This is a genomic window from Pseudomonas sp. R4-15 (assembly GCF_055768815.1).
The window spans coordinates 2,228,042-2,245,243 of the sequence record NZ_CM147293.1; the positions used below are offsets into that span (position 1 = coordinate 2,228,042).

Below are 17,202 nucleotides of genomic sequence, written 5' to 3' on the forward strand. Positions count from 1 at the left end.
TGAACGAGGCCCACTGCATCACGCAGTGGGCCTCGTGGGTTTCGCGAGGGTGTTACTTGGCTTCGGTCTTGCTGCCGTCCTGGTGCCATTCGTAGACGACGAAGTTGAAGTCCTTCAGGTCGCCCTTCTCGTCGAAGGCCAGGGTGCCGGTGGGTGTGTCGAAGCTGTTGGCGCGCAGCGCGGCGGCGACGTCTTCCGGCTCTTCGCTGCCGGCCTTGTCGATGCCTTCGGCGATCACCTGCACGGCGGCGTAGGCGGGGAACACGAACGGGCCGCTCGGGTCTTCTTTCTTGGCCTTGAAGGCCTCGACCAGCGCCTGGTTCTTCGGATCCTGGTCGAAGGATTTCGGCAGGGTCACCAGCAGGCCTTCGGAGGCCGGGCCGGCGATCGCGGAGATTTCCTTGTTGCCGACGCCTTCCGGACCCATGAAGCGCACGTCCAGGCCCTTCTCGTGGGTCTGGCGCAGCAGCAGGCCGAGTTCCGGGTGGTAGCCGCCGTAGTAGACGAAGTCGACGTCCGCCTGCTTGAGCTTGGCGATCAGCGAGGAGAAGTCCTTGTCGCCGGAGTTGATGCCTTCGAACATCACCACGTTGACGCCCTTGGCTTCCAGGGTCTGCTTGACCGCGCTGGCGATGCCTTCACCGTACTGCTGTTTGTCGTGGATCACGGCAACGGCCTTGGGCTTGATGTGCTCGGCGATGTAGTTGCCGGCGGTCGGGCCCTGCATGGTGTCCAGGCCGATGGTGCGGAAGATCAGCTGGTAGCCACGTGCGGTGATTTCCGGGCTGGTGGCAGCCGGGCTGATCATCAGGATGCCTTCGTCCTCGTAGATATCCGAGGCGGGCTGAGTGGAACTGGAGCACAGGTGGCCGACGACGAACTTCACCCCGTCGTTGACGACCTTGTTGGCGACTGCCACGGCCTGCTTCGGATCGCAGGCATCATCGTAGACCACACCTTCGAGCTGCTTGCCGTCGACGCCACCCGCTTTGTTGATCTGCTCGATGGCCATCTTGGCACCGATGAATTCCATATCGCCGTACTGGGCAACGGGACCGGTGACCGGACCGGCCAGGCCGATCTTGATGGTATCGGCGGCTAGCGCCTGGCCGGCCAGGCCAGCCAGGGCCATGGCGGCGAACAGACGCGAAATCTTCATTGCGCTCATAGTGCTCCACTCTCGATTATTCGTTGTAGGTCCGTCTGGCGGCAGTGGTCGCCGAGCCATCGCGGTATGCGCGAAAATTCGTACGACAACTGTAACGGTACAGTTTAGAAGCGCTACCGGCAGGCTGGGAAGGCAACGCAGGCCAGGTGCCAGCCGAGTGTCGCCAAAACGCAACAAGTGTATAGAAAAACGCCACGCTCCCCCGGGGTCAGGCTGACGCAGGCGTTGCCCGGCCGCGGCGGGGCGCTATCATGACGCCCCTTTTTCACCCGCCGAGAGTTTTCCGATGAACGAGACCAGCCCGCTCTACGCCAAACTGCTCGGCGAAACCGCGCGCATCGACTGGAAGGAACTGGAGCCCTTCTTCGCCCGGGGCGCGCTGCTCTGGGTGGCCGAAGAAGAGGACCTGGTAGCGCTGGCCGAAGCGGTTGCCAGCGACGATCGCGCCGGGGTCGCTGTGGCGATGGAGCGCGGCGCATTGCAGCGCCTGGAGGTCGAACGTGCGCAGGATCTGCTGGCACGTGATCCGCAGTTGTGGGCGGTGGTGGTGGCCCCCTGGGTGCTGGTGCAGGAGCGGAGCTAGACCACCCAGCGCTGACGCATCCAGCCGGAGAGGGCGTCGACCAGCAGGACCAGCAGGAGCATCGCCAGGATCACCGTCGCCGCCTGTGCCTGCTGGAACAGCGAGAGAGTCTGGTAGAGCAACTGGCCGAGGCCGCCTGCGCCGACGAAGCCCAGGATGCTGGCCATGCGGATGTTGTTTTCCCAGCGGTACAGGCTGTACGCCAACAACTGCGGCCAGACGCCGGGCAGGGTGCCGTAGCAGAACGCGGCGATCCGTCCGCCGCCGCCCAGGCGAATCGCCTCGGCTGGCTCGGCGGGGGTGTTCTGCAGGGCCTCGGCGAACAGCCTGCCGAGCACGCCCGCGGTATGCAGCGCCAACGCCAGCGCTCCGGCGTTCGGCCCCAGGCCCGCGGCGAGCACCATCAATGCGGCCCACACCAGTTCCGGTACCGCGCGTAGTGCATTGAGCAGCAGGCGTGCGGCCTGCTCGGCGAGCAGCCCGAAGCGGCCGGACGCCGGCAGTGCCAGGAGCATGCCGAGTAGTGCGGCGAGCAAGGTGCCGAGCGCCGACATCGCGAGGGTTTCCAGGGTCGCCTGCCCGGTGCTGCGCAGGTGACCGGCGGAAAGGTCGGGGTGGGCGAAGCCGGCGGCGTAGCTGCCCATCTGCGCCAGTGCATCGTCCTGCAGCAGGCCGGGCAGGTCGACGTGCAGATAGGCGAATGAGCCGGCGACCGCCAGCACCAGCAGCAAGAGCAAGGTGTAGTTGCCCAGGCGCTTCATGCGAGCCTCCCGCGTAGCACGCGGCTGAGGCTGTCGGCGGCGAGCACCAGCAGCAGGAAGGTCAGCAGCATGCTCGCCACCTCACCGCCAGCGAACATGCGGATCGACAGGTCCAATTGCTGGCCCAGGCCGCCAGCGCCGACGAAGCCCATCACCACCGAGGCGCGTACCGCGCATTCCCAGCGATAGACGCTGTAGGACACCAGCTCGGCCGCCGCGTTGGGCAGCAGGCCGTAGACGAACGCGGCCATTCGCGAGCTGCCGGCCCCCATCAGCGCGCGTGCCGGGCGGCTGTCGACGGATTCGAGAATCTCCGCGTAGACCTTGCCGAGCATGCCGCCATAGGTGATGGCGATGGCCAGCACCCCGGCGGTCGGGCCCAGGCCGACGGCGCGCACGAAGAGCAATGCCCAGACGATCTCAGGCACGCTGCGCAGGAAGATCAGCAGGGCGCGCACCGGCCAGCGTAGTGCCGCGCTCCACCACAGCGGACGGCCACCACGGTGGACCGCCGAGAGCGACAGCGCGCGGCTGGCGAGCAAGGCGCTGGGGACCGCGATGAGCATCGCCAGCGCCATGCCTGCAGTGGCGATGGCCAGGGTTTCCAGGGTGGCGCGTGCGAGCAGGGCAAGGAACTCGCCCTCGTGCGCCGGCGGCCAGAAGCCCGAGAGGAAGTTGCCCATGCTGCGGGCATTTTCGCCATCGAACAGCACGCCCAGATCGAGTTCGGACAGGCGTACCCCGGGCCACAGCAGAAGCAGGGCGGCCAGCGTCAGCAATAGACGCGGTAGCGCGGCGGGGTCGTGGCGTCTCAGCATCGTGGGGCGTTGGCCAGGGGGGCTGGCGCGAGCGGTGCGTTGCGCTCGGCCAGTTGCTGGTTGGCGTAGAGCGCTTCCAGTTGCGCCGGGGTGACGGCGCTGGCTGGCGCGTCGAAGGCGATGCGTCCGTCGCGTACGCCGATCACCCGCGGGAAATGCTCCAGCGCCAGCTCGACCGCATGCAGGCTGGCGACCAGCGTCACGCTGCGCAGGCGCGCTTCGTCGTTGAGCAGTTTCAAGGTGTGGCTGGCGAGCACCGGGTCCATCGCCGAGACGGGCTCGTCGGCAAGGATCAGCTGAGGTTGCTGGTAGAGCACGCGGGCGATGCCGACACGTTGCAATTGGCCGCCGGAGAGGCGATCGCTGCGCTCGAACAGGCGTTCGCCGAGATCCAGTCGCTCCAGGGCCGAGCGGGCGCCCGGAATATCGCTGGGATAGAGCAGGCTGGCCAGCGCGCGGGGCAGCGACCATTGCCCGAGGCGCCCGGCGAGCACGGCGGTCACCACCCGTTGCCGTGGGGGGATGGGCGGTGCCTGGTGAACCAGCCCGAGTTTCGTGCGCAAGCGCTGGCGAGCGCTGGCGGAGAGCCTCCAGGGGGCCGTGCCGAGCAGCTCCAGCCGGCCTTCGCTGGGACGCAGGGCGGTGGCGAGCAGGCGCAACAGGGTGGTCTTGCCGGCGCCGGAGGGGCCGATGATGGCCACCCGTTCGCCGGCGTCGATCGCCAGGTTCACATCCTGCAGGGCACGCTGGCCGTTGGCGTGGACCAGGCCCACGCCAGCGAGGCGCAGCGTCACTTCAGCAGGCCGGCGGCGCGTGCGGCCTGCTCGATACCCTCGTAGTTTTCCGGCTTGGTTTCGATGAAGCGGCTGGCGGCCTGCAGGTCGAGGATCGCCTTGTCTTCCGGTTTGGCCGGATCGAGGTCGAGGAAGGCCTGCTTGATCTTCTCGGCCAGCGCCGGGTCCAGGGTGCCGCGCACCGTCCAGTTGTAGTCGTAGTAGGGCGGCGTGGTGGAGAGCACCCGGACCTTGTCGGTATCCACCTTGCCGGCGTCGACCAGCTTCTTCCAGACCGAGGCGTTGAGCACGCCACCGTCGGCCTTGCCTGCCGCGACCCAGGCCACGGTGGCGTCATGGGCACCGGAGTAGGCGACGCGGCTGAAGAACTCCTCGGGCTGGATGCCTTCCTTGAGCATGAAGTAGCGCGGCATCAGGCTGCCGGAGGTCGAGGAGATCGAGCCAAAGGCGAAGGTCTTGCCTTTGAGGTCCTGCAGGCTCTTCACGTCCGGGTCGGCGGTGATGAACTTGCTGGTGAATTGCTCGTCCTCGGCGCGCTGCACCAGGGGAATGGCGTTGCCGGTCTTCAGGCGCGCCTGTACGAAGGTGAAGCCGCCCAGCCAGGCCATGTCCAGGCGGTCGGCGGCGAGTGCTTCGACCACGCCGGCGTAGTCGGAAACCGGCACGAACTGCACCGGCATGCCCAGCTTCTGTTCCAGGTATTCGCCCAGCGGCTTGAATTTGCGTTGCAGCTCGGTCGGGGCTTCGTCGGGGATGGCCGAGACGCGCAGGGCATCGGCGGCGTGGCTGAGCAGGGAGGCGGCGCTCAGGGCGACGCCGGCGGCGAGCGCCAGAAAGCGTTTGGACATCGGGTTCTCCGGTTCAATGGCGGAAAAAGCGTGGAGAGTATAGGGTCGCGCGCCTGGCCTGGCCATGTGCTAGGGTCTCTTGCCGTTTCACGTGAGGCGCTCTGCTGGAAGCCTTGGCGGGGCCCAACCCTAAAATCAATCCAGACCACGTGCGGCATCGCCGCTACCGGAGCCCCGATGCAGATCGCTGCCAATCTTTCCTTGCTGTTCACCGAGCTGCCGCTCCCCGAGCGTATCGCTGCCGCCGCCGCGGCGGGTTTCGACGGCGTCGAGATCCAGTTTCCCTACGAGGTTCCAGCCCCGGTGCTGAGCGAGGCGCTGGCGGCGTCGAATCTTCCCTTGTTGTTGATCAACCTGCCGGCGGGCGATTTCCAACAGGGCGGCGCGGGGCTGGCCGCAGTGCCGCAGCGGCAGGCGCAGTTCGACGAGGCACTGGCCACCGCCTTGGCCTATGCCGAGCAGGTGCGCCCCTGCTGGGTCAACGTGCTGCCTGGGCGTCTTGCCGAGGGCGTCGAGCGCGAGGCGGCGCTGGAATGCCTGGCGGGGAACCTGCGACGCACTGCCGAGGCTTTCGCCGAACGAGGCATCGCGGTGCTGTGCGAGGCGCTCAACCCCCTGGATGTACCGGGTTGCCTGGTCTGCACTCCGGCTGAACTGCGTGAGGTGATCGAGCGCGTCGGGCATCCGGCGCTCGCCGCACAACTGGATCTGTACCACATGGCTCGCCAGGGCATCGAGCCCGCTGCGGCGGTGCTGGAGCTGGCAGGCCACATCGGCCATGTGCAATTCGCCGACTGCCCCGGACGCGGCGAGCCGGGTACCGGGACGGTGGATTTCGCTGCTGCGCTGACCGCGCTCGAAGCCGTGCGCTATCCCGGTTGGCTGGCGGCGGAATATCGTCCGCAGGGCGCCGGTTCGGCTTCGCTGAACTGGCTTGCGCGCTGGCGCGAGGGGCTCACTGGCTGAGCAGGCGTTCCAATGCCGCCGGTGCCAGGGGCGGGGAGAACAGGTAGCCCTGGGCGCGCTCACAGCCGTGGGCGACGAGGAAGCTCAATTGCTCCTCGCTCTCCACGCCTTCGGCGACCACCTGTAGATGCAGTGCGCGCGCCATGGCGAGGATCGCCTCGGCGATCTGCCGGTCGCTTTCGCTGCTGGCCAGTTCCTGTATGAAGGAGCGGTCGATCTTCAGGGTGTCCAGTGGCAGGCGCTTGAGATAGGCGAGCGAGGAATAGCCGGTGCCAAAGTCGTCCACGCCCACGGTGACGCCCAGTCCGCGGATTTCCTGAAGAATGCCCACGGCGCGGTTGATGTTGCCCATCAGGCTGTTCTCGGTGACTTCCAGTTGTAGCCAGCGCGCCTGCAGGTCGGTGGCGATGAGTGCCTGCTCGATGCGCTCGGGCAGGCGCTCGTCGGAGAGGCTCAGCGCCGAGCAATTCACCGTGACGCCGAGCATGTGGCCTTGACGATGCAGCTTGGCAAGCTGCCAGCACGCCATGTTCAGCACCCAGTCGTCGAGCTCGTTGATGAAGCCGTTGGCCTCGGCGATGCCGATGAAGCGATCCGGCGTCAGCAGGCCATGTTGCGGGTGATCCCAGCGCAGCAGTGCTTCGATTCGCACCATTTTACGGTTCGGTAGCTCGTAGATCGGCTGGTAATGAAGCTGCAGGCCTTCGCCGGAGCGCAGGGCCTTGCGCAGGCCTTCCTCGAGCTCCAGGTCCATGCTCGCCTTGCTGCGCAGATGGTCGCTGAAGAAGGCGAAGTGATTGCGGCCGCTGGCCTTGGATTGATACAGCGCCATGTCGGCGTGCTTGAGCAGCGTCTCGGTGTCCTCGCCATCGCGGGGAAACAGTGCGATGCCGATGCTGGTGGTGATCGCCAGGCTGCGACCGGCCAGGCCGATCGGTTTCTTCATCGTTTGCATGATGCGCAGGGCCAGCAGGCGCGCCTGGTCGACATTCTGTGCGTTGCTGATGATGCAGAACTCGTCGCCGCCGAAGCGGGCGATCACGTCGCCGTCGCGCAGCGCGCAGGCCAGGCGTTGCGAGGTGATCTTCAGCAGTTCGTCGCCGGCGTCATGACCGAGGGTGTCGTTGATCCGTTTGAAGTGGTCGATGTCGAGGAACATCACCGCCAGTGCCCGGCCGACGCTGGCATGCTCCTGCAGCCAGGTGGCGAACAGTTCGTTGAAGCCACGGCGGTTGAACAGTCCGGTGAGCGGGTCGCGCACGGCTGCCCTCTGCAGCGAGCTGCGCGCGCTATCCAACTGCTCGACCAGCGCGCTGACCCGGCGCAGGTCGCTTTCGCGTCGCTCGATCTGGCGGTTGGACCAGGCGGCACCCAGGCTCATCAGGGCGATCACTACATTGATCGTGCCGATGGCCGCACCCAGTTGGATGGCATTGCTGGGCGGTTGTGCGCTTACGGAGGTGTGGCCGGGGATGGACAGGGTCAGTGCGGCCATGCCGCTGAAATGCATCGAGACGATGCCGGTGGCCAGCAACAGGCTGGCGGCGATACGCCAGCTAAGGTTATGGCGGGGCCGGGGATGAATGCCGATCAGTAGCGCCGCCAGCGCCGCAACCATGGCAATCACCAGGGACAGCGCGAAGATCCAGGGATCGTAGTGCTGGCTGGCGTCGGAGCGGATCGACATCATCCCGCTGTAGTGCATCGCGGCGATGCCCAGGCCGACGCAGAAGCCGGCGGTCACGTAGCGGCGTAGGGGCAGTTCCTTCTGTGCCAGGGTGTACATGGCGAGGCCGGCGGCGATCAATGCAATGAGCAGTGAACCCAGGGTGCTGATCAGGTCGTAGCTGATCCTGATGGGAACTTGCATGGCGAGCATGGCGATGAAATGCATCGACCAGATTCCGCCGGAAAGGCACAGCGCCCCGACACTTCCCCATAGCCAGCGCTCCTTGCTCAGCGTGGCGTTGGACAGGCGCTCGGTCATCCCGAGTACGGTGACGCTGGCGATCAATGCCACCAGGAACGACAGCAGCACCAGCCAGTGATTATGGGCGAAAGGCAGGGCTTGATAGTCGCCTTGAGGCAGCGTGAAGAGGGTGCTGATGCTGGACCAATCCACGGTGCCGGCTCCTACATCGAGGTGGCTTGGAGGCGAATCGCTTCTTTGCCTGCAGCAGGTGCTTGCAGCAAACGGCCTGGCAATCCCGCCAGGCCGCTGATTTCCTTAGTAGTTAAGTCAATGCCGGGGCAGAATGCCAGTACCGCCCGGCTGCGTGGTACTAACCCGAAATCGCGGTTGCCATGGACGGGGCCGGGGCGCCCAGGGGGGCGTGCATGGCTTCTGCCGGTTGCGGATGTTCTGCGAGCCATTCATCACGCACCGCCGCGTCGCTCCACAGTCGCGCATGGGCACGGCTGAGCAGTTGCGGGTCGTCGAGCAGGGCCAAGCGCTCACTGGCCGGCAGTTTCGCTGCGCCCTTGTCGAGGTTCTCCAGGCGCCGTTGGCGAGCCCGCTCGAGCAATTCCGACGCGCCGTGCCGCGCAGGCGCCATGGCGCAGGCCAAGGCGTTGAGGAACGGATCGAACAGGGCGGCGAGAAAGCCGTCTTCCAGCTCGCGACGACGATGCATCCGCGTGTACGCGTACGTGTCGGTCAGCTCGCGGGGTGGATTGGACTCCTCGGGAATGAGGAACAGCCCGGCGTTGCGGCTGCGCTCGCCGAGCCTCGGACGGCTGGAGAGCACCGAGACGGGAATGGCTACCATCAAAGAGCCGACGATGGGCGTCAGCCACCAGAGGAACGCCGGGTCGAGCCAGGCTACCAATGCCGTCCAGGCTACCGCCAGCAGCGTATGCGGCAGGTGCTTGGCCACGGCGTCACGCCAGGGCGTGCTGCCATCGTCGCGTTGCGGCGAGTCCCACTTCACGGCCCAGCCGAGAAACGCCGAGGTCACGAACTGGGTATGGAAGAGCATGCGTACCGGCGCCAGCAGCACCGAGAACAGCATCTCCATGAGCATGCTCGCTGCGACCTTGAACTTGCCACCGAAGGAACCGGCGCCCTTGGCCCAGATGAGGATCACGCTGAGCAGCTTGGGCAGGAACAGCAGGGTCATGGTGGTGGAGAACAAGGTCACCGCCAGGTCCGGGTTCCAGCGCGGCCATACCGGGAACAACTGGCCGGGTGCGAGGAAGTAGCGCGGCTCGGTCAGGGTATGGATCGCCAGCAGTGCCGTGGACAGCACCAGGAAGAGGAACCACAGCGGTGCCGACAGGTAGGACATCACCCCGGTGAGGAACACCGCGCGGTGCACCGGGTGCATGCCCTTGACCAGAAACAGGCGGAAGTTCATCAGGTTGCCGTGGCACCAGCGACGGTCGCGCTTGAGCTCGTCGAGCAGGTTGGGCGGCAGCTCCTCGTAGCTGCCCGGCAGATCGTAGGCAATCCACACGCCCCAGCCGGCGCGGCGCATCAGTGCCGCCTCGACGAAGTCGTGGGAGAGAATCGCGCCAGCGAAGCTGCCCTTTCCGGGCAGGGGGGCGAGCGCGCAGTGGTCGACGAAGGGCTTGATGCGGATGATCGCGTTGTGCCCCCAGTAGTGCGATTCGCCCAACTGCCAGTAGTGCAGGCCCGCGGTGAACAACGGACCGTAGGCCGCCGTGGCGAACTGCTGCAGACGGGCGTAGAGCGTGCCCATGCCGGCGGCGCGGGGGGCGCTCTGGATGATGCCGGCATCCGGGTGCTTCTCCATCAGGCGCACCAGACTCGACAGGCAGTCACCGCTCATCACGCTGTCGGCATCCAGTACGACCATGTAGCGGTAGGCACCGCCCCAGCGACGGCAAAAGTCGTCGATGTTGCCGCTCTTGCGCTTCACCCGACGCCGACGGCGGCGGTAGAAGATGCGTCCGAAACCGCCGGTTGCCTGGCACAGTTCGAGCCAGGCGCGCTGCTCGGCGACGGCGATGTCGGGGTTGCCGGTGTCGCTGAGCACGAAGAAGTCGAAATGCTCCAGTTCGCCGGAGCGTTGCAGTGACTCGTAGGTCGCGCGCAGGCCGGCGAAGACGCGCGACACGTCCTCGTTGCAGATCGGCATCACCAGCGCGGTACGGGCGTCCTTGGCAATCGGCTCGCTACCGGCATGGCGGCCGCTGACGCTGTAACGATCATGCCCGCGCAGCAGCGCCCAGAAGCCCATCAGCGCCGTCCAGAAGCCCGCCGATACCCAGCAGAAGAGGATCGAGAAGAGCGCCAGGATGGCGGTTTGCACCAGGTAGGGCAGGACCTGCAGGAAGCTGTCCCAGGCGCTCTGCTGGCGCAATTGGGCGAGTTCGATCATTGACCAGCCCTGGTAGGGCAGGATGTTGGTCATGTACCAGGTCGCGACCACCGTCTGGAACAGCATCAAGAAGCTCATGACCATGCGGCGGCGCTGGCCGACCCGCTGCCAGGGCGCGATGGGGTTTTCCCGCTGCGGTGCGCGCGGCGGATTGCGGCGCCCGGTGAGGCGACGCCAGAGGCGTTTCACCGGATTGATGCGCCAGGGTTCGGGAATCATGCTGGCGCGTTGTAGCGGCGGGCCCGCGAGCAGCCTGGGTTGGCCGTCGCGGTCCTGTTGCAGCAGGCCGCGCTCCTGCAACGCTTCCCCGCTGGCCAACTGCAGGCGCGCCGCCGCGGAGCCACGCACCGCGTCGTCGAGGTCTGCGTCCGGGGCGTCGGCCAATTGCCGATGCAGGGCGAGCAAGTCCTCGCTGTGCATCAGCTGCTGGCGTTGCTCCGCAGGAAGCGGTAGTGCGTCCAGGTAGGCCTGGACGCCGGCATCAGCGGATTTCATCGGCGGGTACCTGATAATCCCAGGTTTCGCTCAGCGCCTGGCCGTCCTTGAGCAGGTAGGCGCTCATATTGGTCGGCTTGGTGTGGTCTTTCACCTTGAAGCGCAAGGTCAGACGCCAGCCCTTGGTCACCGAGTTGTAGCGCAGGTTGTTTTCCATCAGCTCTGTGTTCTCGTCGGTGCTCACCTGAGTGGTGACCGGTGCATCCGCCGGGAGTTCTCCAAGGGCGGGTCCGACGAAGTCGACGACCAGCGCGGTGCTGCCGTCCAGCTCGCGTATCAGGTTGGGCTGCTTGACCTCGCCTTCGGAACGGCGGGTCTGCATGACCCAGGCGTTGGCATCGTCATGCAGCGCCGGTTCATTGAGGGTCCAGTGCATGCGGTAGGCGAAGTCCAGGGGCTCGCCGGGCGCGGGCAGCTTCTCAGGCGTCCAGAAGGCGACGATGTTGTCGTTGGTTTCGTCCGGAGTGGGTATTTCAACCAGCTCGACATGCCCCTTGCCCCAGTCGCCCTTGGGCTCGATCCAGGCGGAGGGGCGCAGGTCGTAGCGGTCGTCCAGGTCCTCATAGCGCGCGAAGTCGCGGGTTCGCTGCAGCAGGCCGAAGCCTTTGGGGTTGTTCAGGTTCCAGGTGTTCACCGCCAGGCGGCGCGGGTTGACCAGCGGGCGCCAGGTCCAGTGGCCGTCGCCATCCTGCATCGAGATGCCGTTGGAGTCGTGGATCGCCGGCCGGTAGTTGTGCACCTTCGAGGGCTGGTTGGGGCCGTAGAGGTACATGCTGGTGAGCGGCGCGATGCCGAGCTTGGCCACGGCCTCGCGAAGGAACACGCGGCCCTGAACGTCGACCACCGCGTCACCGCGCAATTCGGGGCGCAGCACGAAACGGTAGGCGCCGGTGGCGCTGGGCGAGTCGAGCAGCGCGTAGATCACCAGGTGCTTGTCTTCGGGCTTGGGTCGTTCGATCCAGAACTCCTTGAAGTAGGGGAACTCTTCGCCACTGGGCAGCGCGGTGTCGATGGCCAGGCCGCGGGCCGACAGGCCCCACCATTGCCCTTTGCCCACTACGCGGAAGTAGCTGGCGCCGAGCATGCTCATGATCTCGTCCTGCTTGCCTTCCTCGTTGATCGGGTACATGACACGGAAGCCGGCGTAGCCGAGCTTGCTGGTAGCGTTCTTGTCGAACGTGAGGTCGCCGAAGTCGAAGCGCTCAGGGTCGTATTTGATCTCGTGCACGCTGGTCGAGGTGACTTCGTTGATCTTCACCGGCGTGTTGAAGTGCATGCCCTGGTGGTAGAAGCTCAGCTTGAAGCGCGAGTCCAGATCGTTCCACTCGAACTTGTCGCTCTTGTAGCGAATGCGCTGGTAGTCAGCGAACTGCATGTCGCGAAATTGCGAGGGCAGGTTGCTGGTGGGCGCGACGTAGCCGGTGTCGGCGAGTTCTTTCGCCTCCTTGGCGACATCGTCGATGGAGAACGCATGAGCTTGCAGAGCAAGCAGCGAAGCGGCCGCGAACAGTACAGCAGTAGTCCGTCGCAGCGGACGGCGCATCATCGGGTTGGAAAACACAGGTCCCCCAAAAGGTCTGTCAAAAACGTGCGCTCCCCGCGCACTAGCGAAGCATTCCGACCACTAGATTGCCGGATGATTCAGTCGCCGTCATCAGCGGCCTTTGCCGTTTCGCTCGCGGAGTGCATCGCGGCCGAAAATAGCCCGGTGGCAAAGGCCCTGACGCGTGCGAAATGACCAAGGTCGCTAGGGTCTGTTCCCGTTTCATTCACGGCCGCGCCGGTACCTGTTTTGCCGCAAGACAAGGCGCGAGTCGCAACCTTTACCGGGGTAAAGGTAAGAGGAACAACGCCGTATTGCGGCAAAACAGGCACCGGCCCTACGGGTTGTGCCAGAAATGGTCTGCGCTGTCGTTGCAGGACTTGCCAAGGGAGTGACCATTGGCGGCGTCCTGCGCCTAACCGCAGACCATTTCTGGCGACAACGCGGTTCGCGAATGAAACGGGAACAGACCCTAGCTGCTAGTGCGCGCGGGAAGGTGTCTAAGGAGCCGTTTTCGCAAAGGCACCACGGCATGCTCCTGGGTCCACACGCAGAACGCGCAGAGCACCACGAGGAACAGCGGGTAGAGCCAGAGCGATAGCGGTTGTCCACCCGCCGCGGCGATGCAGGCCGACCAGCCTGAGCTGCAACCTTCGAGCAGCGTCGCGGAGAGTTTTTCCAGTCGTGAAAACAGCACGAAGAGCGGTACGTGCAGGGCGAACAGCGGTAGCGAGGCGGCACCCAGGCGCCGCGCCCAGTGCTCGATGTCCTGTCGTTGTGGCTTGGACGGCAGCGCCGCGAGGTAGATCAGCGCCAGTTGGGACGGCAACAGCAGGCCATTGTGCAGCAGGTAGTACCAGTACTTTTCGCCCGCCACCAGGCGACAGGCGAGCAGGAAGCAGGCAGCGATGCCCAGCGCCATCAGTACGCGGCCGAACGCACCGGGCTCGCGACCGCCGTCGCGATGGCGGCGAAACAGTCCGTAGAGCGTCACGCCGGCGAGGAATTCGGGAAGGCGCAGGACCGGCATGCGATGCAGGATGCCGGTCCAGGGCATGTCGTAGAGCCCATTGGCGATGACCACCAGAGGGGGCACGAGGTAGAGCCCCATCAAGGCGGCGAGCCAGCACCATTTGTGCTTCACAGCGACCAGTCTTGGCGCCAGCAGCGGGAAGGCCAGATAGAAGAAGAACAGCGTGGACAGCGACCAAAGCGGCGCGTTGAACGTCAGGTAGTAGGGATTCCAGGCCTGCAGCATGAGCAGTTGCAGAACGATGTTCAGCGCCATCTCGCCGTTGCTCATCCAGTGTTCGAGCGAACCGCGGTCGTTGAGCAGGGATTCGGCGTTGGTGTCGTAGATGACGAAGCGCAGGCTGGCCTTGGTGTCGTCCGGAGGAATGCCCAGGTTGGCGATGCAGAAGATCACCAGACCTGTGAGCAGCAGGGAAAAGATGTGCAGAGGGTAAAGGTTGGCGAAGCGCTTGCTCCAGAAGCTGGGAGCCGGCTCGCGCAAGATGCCTTCACGGCAGTAGACGTGGGCCAGCAGAAACCCCGAAAGCACGAAGAAGCTGCTGGTGGCGAAGAAGCCGAGGCCGGCAAGGCTGCGTAGCCAGGCCAGGTGTTCCTCGCCAGTGTAGTTGTGCAGGGTGTGATAGATGACGACGTAGAGGCCGAGCAGGAAGCGCAGCCATTCCAAGCCGATGAAGTGTTCCTTTCCCGGTGCGGCGGGGGATATTCGATTCAAGCGGCCTTCCTCGTGCCCTTGTGATGCTGCCTGGGTTTGGGACCGCGTTACAGGACCGGGGTTCGCTGCCGGGCTATGAGGCGCGGTACATGCGTGATTCCCGTTGCGCTGATGCGTTCCCTGCTGCGGGCACGCGCAAGCTGCTGCCGCACCCCCGCGCCCAGCGAAGGGCGCGAGGATAGGGCTGGCTTGGGCGTGTCAGCCGGCGACCAGGATCCGGATGGCTTCGAGCCTCAGTGCCGCCTTGTGCAGGTGCGCCAAGCCATCGTCGCGCTGCTTGCGCAGGACTTCGATTTCCGACTCGCGGACGCTCGGATTGACTTGCCGCAGGGCCTGCAGGCGCGTCAGCTCCTCGTCGAGTTCGGCGACCAGGCGTTCCTTGGCCTGCTCGACGCGCGCCTGGTGACGGGGTGCGACCAGACCCTCGGCGAGCTTGAACTGGCGGGCCAGCAGGTCACGCTGGGCTTGCACGAACTTGTTAGCCGAGGCGCGCGGGACACTTTCGAGCTGTTCGTCGAGGGTGTTGAAGGCGACCTTGGGCGCCAGGTCCTTGCCATTGCCATCGAGCAGGCAGCGCAGCGTCGCGGGCGGCAGGTAGCGCCCCAACAGCAGGGCGCGCGGTGCCACGGCTTCGGAGACGAACAGCAGCTCGAGGAGCAGGGTGCCCGGCTTGAGCGCCTTGTTCTTGATCAGCGCCACGGCGGTGTTGCCCATCGAGCCGGACAGCACCAGGTCCATGCCGCCCTGCACCATGGGGTGTTCCCAACTGAGGAACTGCATGTCTTCGCGGACCAGCGCCTGGGCACGGTCGTAGGTGACGGTCACTGCCTCGTCGTCACCCAGGGGGAAGCTGGCGTCGAGCATTTTTTCCGAGGGACGCAGGATCAGTGCGTTCTCCGAGTGATCCTCGCTGTCGATGCCATAGGCGTTGAACAACTGCTCCATGTAGATCGGCAGGGCGAACCGGTCGTCCTGCTCGGCAATCGCCTCCACCAGCTTGCGACCTTCGCTGGCGCCGGAGGAGTTGAGTTCCAGCAGGCGGTCACGGCCGCCATGCAATTCGACCTCCAGGCGCTGGCGTTCACCGGCCGCCTCGTCGAGCAACTGGCGCCAATCGTCCTCGTCGCCCCCCTCGAGCTGCGCCAGCAGGCGCTCGCCGAAGCGTTGCTGCAGCGCCCCGCCGGCCGGGCAGGTGGCGAGGAAGGCGTTAAGTCCCTCGTGATACCACTGGAACAGGCGCTCCTGAGCACTGTCCTGCAGGTGCGGGATGTGCAACTGGATGGCGTGGCGCTGGCCGATACGGTCCAGGCGTCCAATGCGCTGTTCGAGCAGGTCCGGGTGAGCCGGCAGGTCGAACATCACCAGGTGATGGGCGAACTGGAAGTTACGGCCCTCGCTGCCGATCTCGGAGCAGATCAACACCTGGGCGCCGAACTCCTCATCGGCGAAGTAGGCCGCCGCGCGATCGCGCTCGAGGATGCTCATGCCTTCGTGGAACACCGTGGCGGGAATCCCCGAGCGCACGCGCAGGGCGTCCTCAAGGTCCAGGGCGGTCTCCGCATGGGCGCAGATCACCAGCACCTTGAACTTCTTCAGCATCTTCAGGGTGTCGATGAGCCACTCGACCCGCGGGTCCAGGCGCCACCAGCGGCCGGCTTCGTCATCCGGTGCCTGCTGCGCCTGGTAGCGCAGTTCGGGGTAGAGATCGGTATGCTCGCCGGGCGGCAGCTCCATGTACTCGACCGGGCTGGGCAGCGGGTAGGGGTGCAACTGGCGTTCGGGGAAGCCCTGCACCGCGGCGCGAGTGTTACGGAACAGCACGCGGCCGGTGCCGTGGCGGTCGAGCAGTTCACGGACCAGGCGCTGACTGGCCTGGGCATCGCCATCGGCGGCGGCGGCGAGCAGCGCTTCGCTGGAGTCGCCGAGGAACTGGGCGATGCTGGTACGCGCATCGGCGGACAGGCGGCCTTCGTCGAGCAACTGCTGTACCGCGTCGGCGACCGGCCGGTAGTGGGCGCTCTCGGCACGGAAGGCGGCGAGATCGTGGAAACGATCCGGGTCGAGCAGGCGCAGGCGCGCGAAGTGGCTATCCTGGCCCAACTGTTCGGGCGTTGCGGTGAGCAGCAGCACGCCGGGTACCACTTCGGCCAACTGTTCGACCAGGGCGTACTCGGCGCTGGCCTTTTCCGGATGCCAGACCAGGTGGTGGGCTTCGTCCACCACCATCAGGTCCCAGCCGGCGGCGAACAGCGCGTCCTGGGCGCGCTCGTCGTGGACCAGCCACTCCAGCGCCACCAGCGCCAGTTGCGTGTCCTCGAACGGGTTGCTGGCATCGCTCTCGGCGAAGCGCTCGGCGTCGTAAAGCGCGACCTGCAGGTTGAAGCGCCGGCGCATCTCGACCAGCCACTGGTGCTGGAGGTTTTCCGGTACCAGGATCAGCACTCGCGAGGCACGGCCACTGAGCAGTTGGCGATGGATGACCAACCCCGCCTCGATGGTCTTGCCCAGGCCCACTTCGTCGGCCAGCAAGACGCGGGGGGCGATACGGTCGGCGACTTCGCGGGCGATGTGCAACTGGTGCGGAATGGGTTGCGCGCGAGCGCCAGCCAGGCCCCAGAGCGGCGACTGCAATTGCTCGGTGCGGTATTGCAGGGTGTGGTAGCGCAGGCTGAACCAGGACAGCGGGTCGATCTGTCCGGCGAACAGGCGGTCGCTGGCCAGGCGGAACTGGATGAAGTTCGACAGCTCCGTCTCCGGCAGGGTGCGCGGCGCATTGCGCTCATCGAGACCGTGGTAGGTGAGCAGTCCGTCGCGGTCCTCGACCTCGCGCACCGTCAGCTTCCAGCCCTCGAAGTGGGTGATCTCGTCACCCGGTGCGAAGCGCACGCGCGTCAACGGAGCGTTGCGCAGCGCATATTGGCGGGTATCTCCCGTGGCCGGATAGAGTACGGTGAGCAACCGTCCATCCTGTGCCAGGATGGTGCCCAGGCCGAGTTCGGCCTCGCTGTCGCTGATCCAGCGTTGGCCCGGTTGATACTGCTGTTCCGCCATGCCCGTCTCCCGTCTTGAAAAAGCCGGCTATCTTAACATCCTGTGACGAGCCGGCACCCGCGCTAATGCCGAAGGTCTCATATAGTGA

12 protein-coding genes are annotated in these 17,202 nt (G+C 65.8%); 2 read left to right on the forward strand and 10 right to left on the reverse strand.

Annotated features, from left to right (window positions below; genetic code table 11):
• Positions 1-52: 52 nt before the first annotated feature.
• Complete coding sequence (locus ACYRGX_RS10625) at positions 53-1,168, reverse strand: branched-chain amino acid ABC transporter substrate-binding protein (RefSeq protein WP_473056525.1); 1,116 nt, start codon at positions 1,166-1,168, stop codon at positions 53-55.
• Positions 1,169-1,454: 286 nt separating this feature from the next.
• On the opposite strand from ACYRGX_RS10625, the gene ACYRGX_RS10630 reads away from it, so the two are divergent.
• A complete protein-coding gene (locus ACYRGX_RS10630; RefSeq protein ID WP_473056526.1) occupies positions 1,455-1,751 on the forward strand; it encodes a DUF2288 domain-containing protein in 297 nt (98 codons plus the stop codon).
• Here ACYRGX_RS10630 and phnE read toward each other — a convergent pair.
• Genes phnE through ACYRGX_RS10650 form a run of 4 tightly spaced genes read right to left on the reverse strand, consistent with a single transcriptional unit; the run spans position 1,748 to position 4,972 of the window.
• The gene (gene phnE / locus ACYRGX_RS10635) at positions 1,748-2,512 is read right to left on the reverse strand and encodes a phosphonate ABC transporter, permease protein PhnE (protein WP_473056527.1); all 765 of its coding nucleotides are present in this window, start codon (positions 2,510-2,512) and stop codon (positions 1,748-1,750) included. The two genes, ACYRGX_RS10630 and phnE, sit on opposite strands and share 4 nt — an antisense overlap.
• On the reverse strand, positions 2,509-3,330 hold the full coding sequence (locus ACYRGX_RS10640; RefSeq protein WP_473056528.1) for a PhnE/PtxC family ABC transporter permease: 822 nt from the start codon (positions 3,328-3,330) through the stop codon (positions 2,509-2,511). The genes phnE and ACYRGX_RS10640 overlap by 4 nt, the downstream gene beginning before the upstream one ends.
• A complete protein-coding gene (locus ACYRGX_RS10645; protein ID WP_473056529.1) occupies positions 3,324-4,124 on the reverse strand; it encodes a phosphonate ABC transporter ATP-binding protein in 801 nt (266 codons plus the stop codon). The genes ACYRGX_RS10640 and ACYRGX_RS10645 overlap by 7 nt, the downstream gene beginning before the upstream one ends.
• Entirely contained in the window at positions 4,121-4,972 is an 852-nt protein-coding gene (locus ACYRGX_RS10650; RefSeq protein ID WP_473056530.1) for a putative selenate ABC transporter substrate-binding protein, read from the reverse strand. Before ACYRGX_RS10650 ends, ACYRGX_RS10645 begins: the two co-directional genes overlap by 4 nt.
• 177 nt (positions 4,973-5,149) lie before the next feature.
• Between ACYRGX_RS10650 and ACYRGX_RS10655 the strand changes: the two genes are divergently transcribed.
• Positions 5,150-5,938: a hydroxypyruvate isomerase family protein gene (locus tag ACYRGX_RS10655; RefSeq protein ID WP_473056531.1), complete on the forward strand. Its 789-nt coding sequence runs from the start codon at positions 5,150-5,152 to the stop codon at positions 5,936-5,938.
• Here the strand turns inward: ACYRGX_RS10655 and ACYRGX_RS10660 are convergent.
• The 5 genes from ACYRGX_RS10660 to rapA all read right to left on the reverse strand — a co-directional run bounded on the left by ACYRGX_RS10660 (position 5,928) and on the right by rapA (position 17,114).
• The gene (locus tag ACYRGX_RS10660) at positions 5,928-8,060 is read right to left on the reverse strand and encodes a putative bifunctional diguanylate cyclase/phosphodiesterase (protein ID WP_473056532.1); all 2,133 of its coding nucleotides are present in this window, start codon (positions 8,058-8,060) and stop codon (positions 5,928-5,930) included. The two genes, ACYRGX_RS10655 and ACYRGX_RS10660, sit on opposite strands and share 11 nt — an antisense overlap.
• A gap of 160 nt (positions 8,061-8,220) precedes the next feature.
• Positions 8,221-10,776, reverse strand: coding sequence for a glucans biosynthesis glucosyltransferase MdoH (gene mdoH / locus ACYRGX_RS10665; RefSeq protein WP_473056533.1), 2,556 nt, complete (start codon positions 10,774-10,776; stop codon positions 8,221-8,223).
• Entirely contained in the window at positions 10,763-12,319 is a 1,557-nt protein-coding gene (locus tag ACYRGX_RS10670) for a glucan biosynthesis protein G (RefSeq protein WP_473056534.1), read from the reverse strand. Before ACYRGX_RS10670 ends, mdoH begins: the two co-directional genes overlap by 14 nt.
• Before the next feature lie 472 nt (positions 12,320-12,791).
• Positions 12,792-14,063, reverse strand: coding sequence for an acyltransferase family protein (locus ACYRGX_RS10675; RefSeq protein WP_473056535.1), 1,272 nt, complete (start codon positions 14,061-14,063; stop codon positions 12,792-12,794).
• A gap of 198 nt (positions 14,064-14,261) precedes the next feature.
• Positions 14,262-17,114: an RNA polymerase-associated protein RapA gene (gene rapA / locus ACYRGX_RS10680; RefSeq protein ID WP_473056536.1), complete on the reverse strand. Its 2,853-nt coding sequence runs from the start codon at positions 17,112-17,114 to the stop codon at positions 14,262-14,264.
• Between the last annotated feature and the right edge of the window lie 88 nt (positions 17,115-17,202).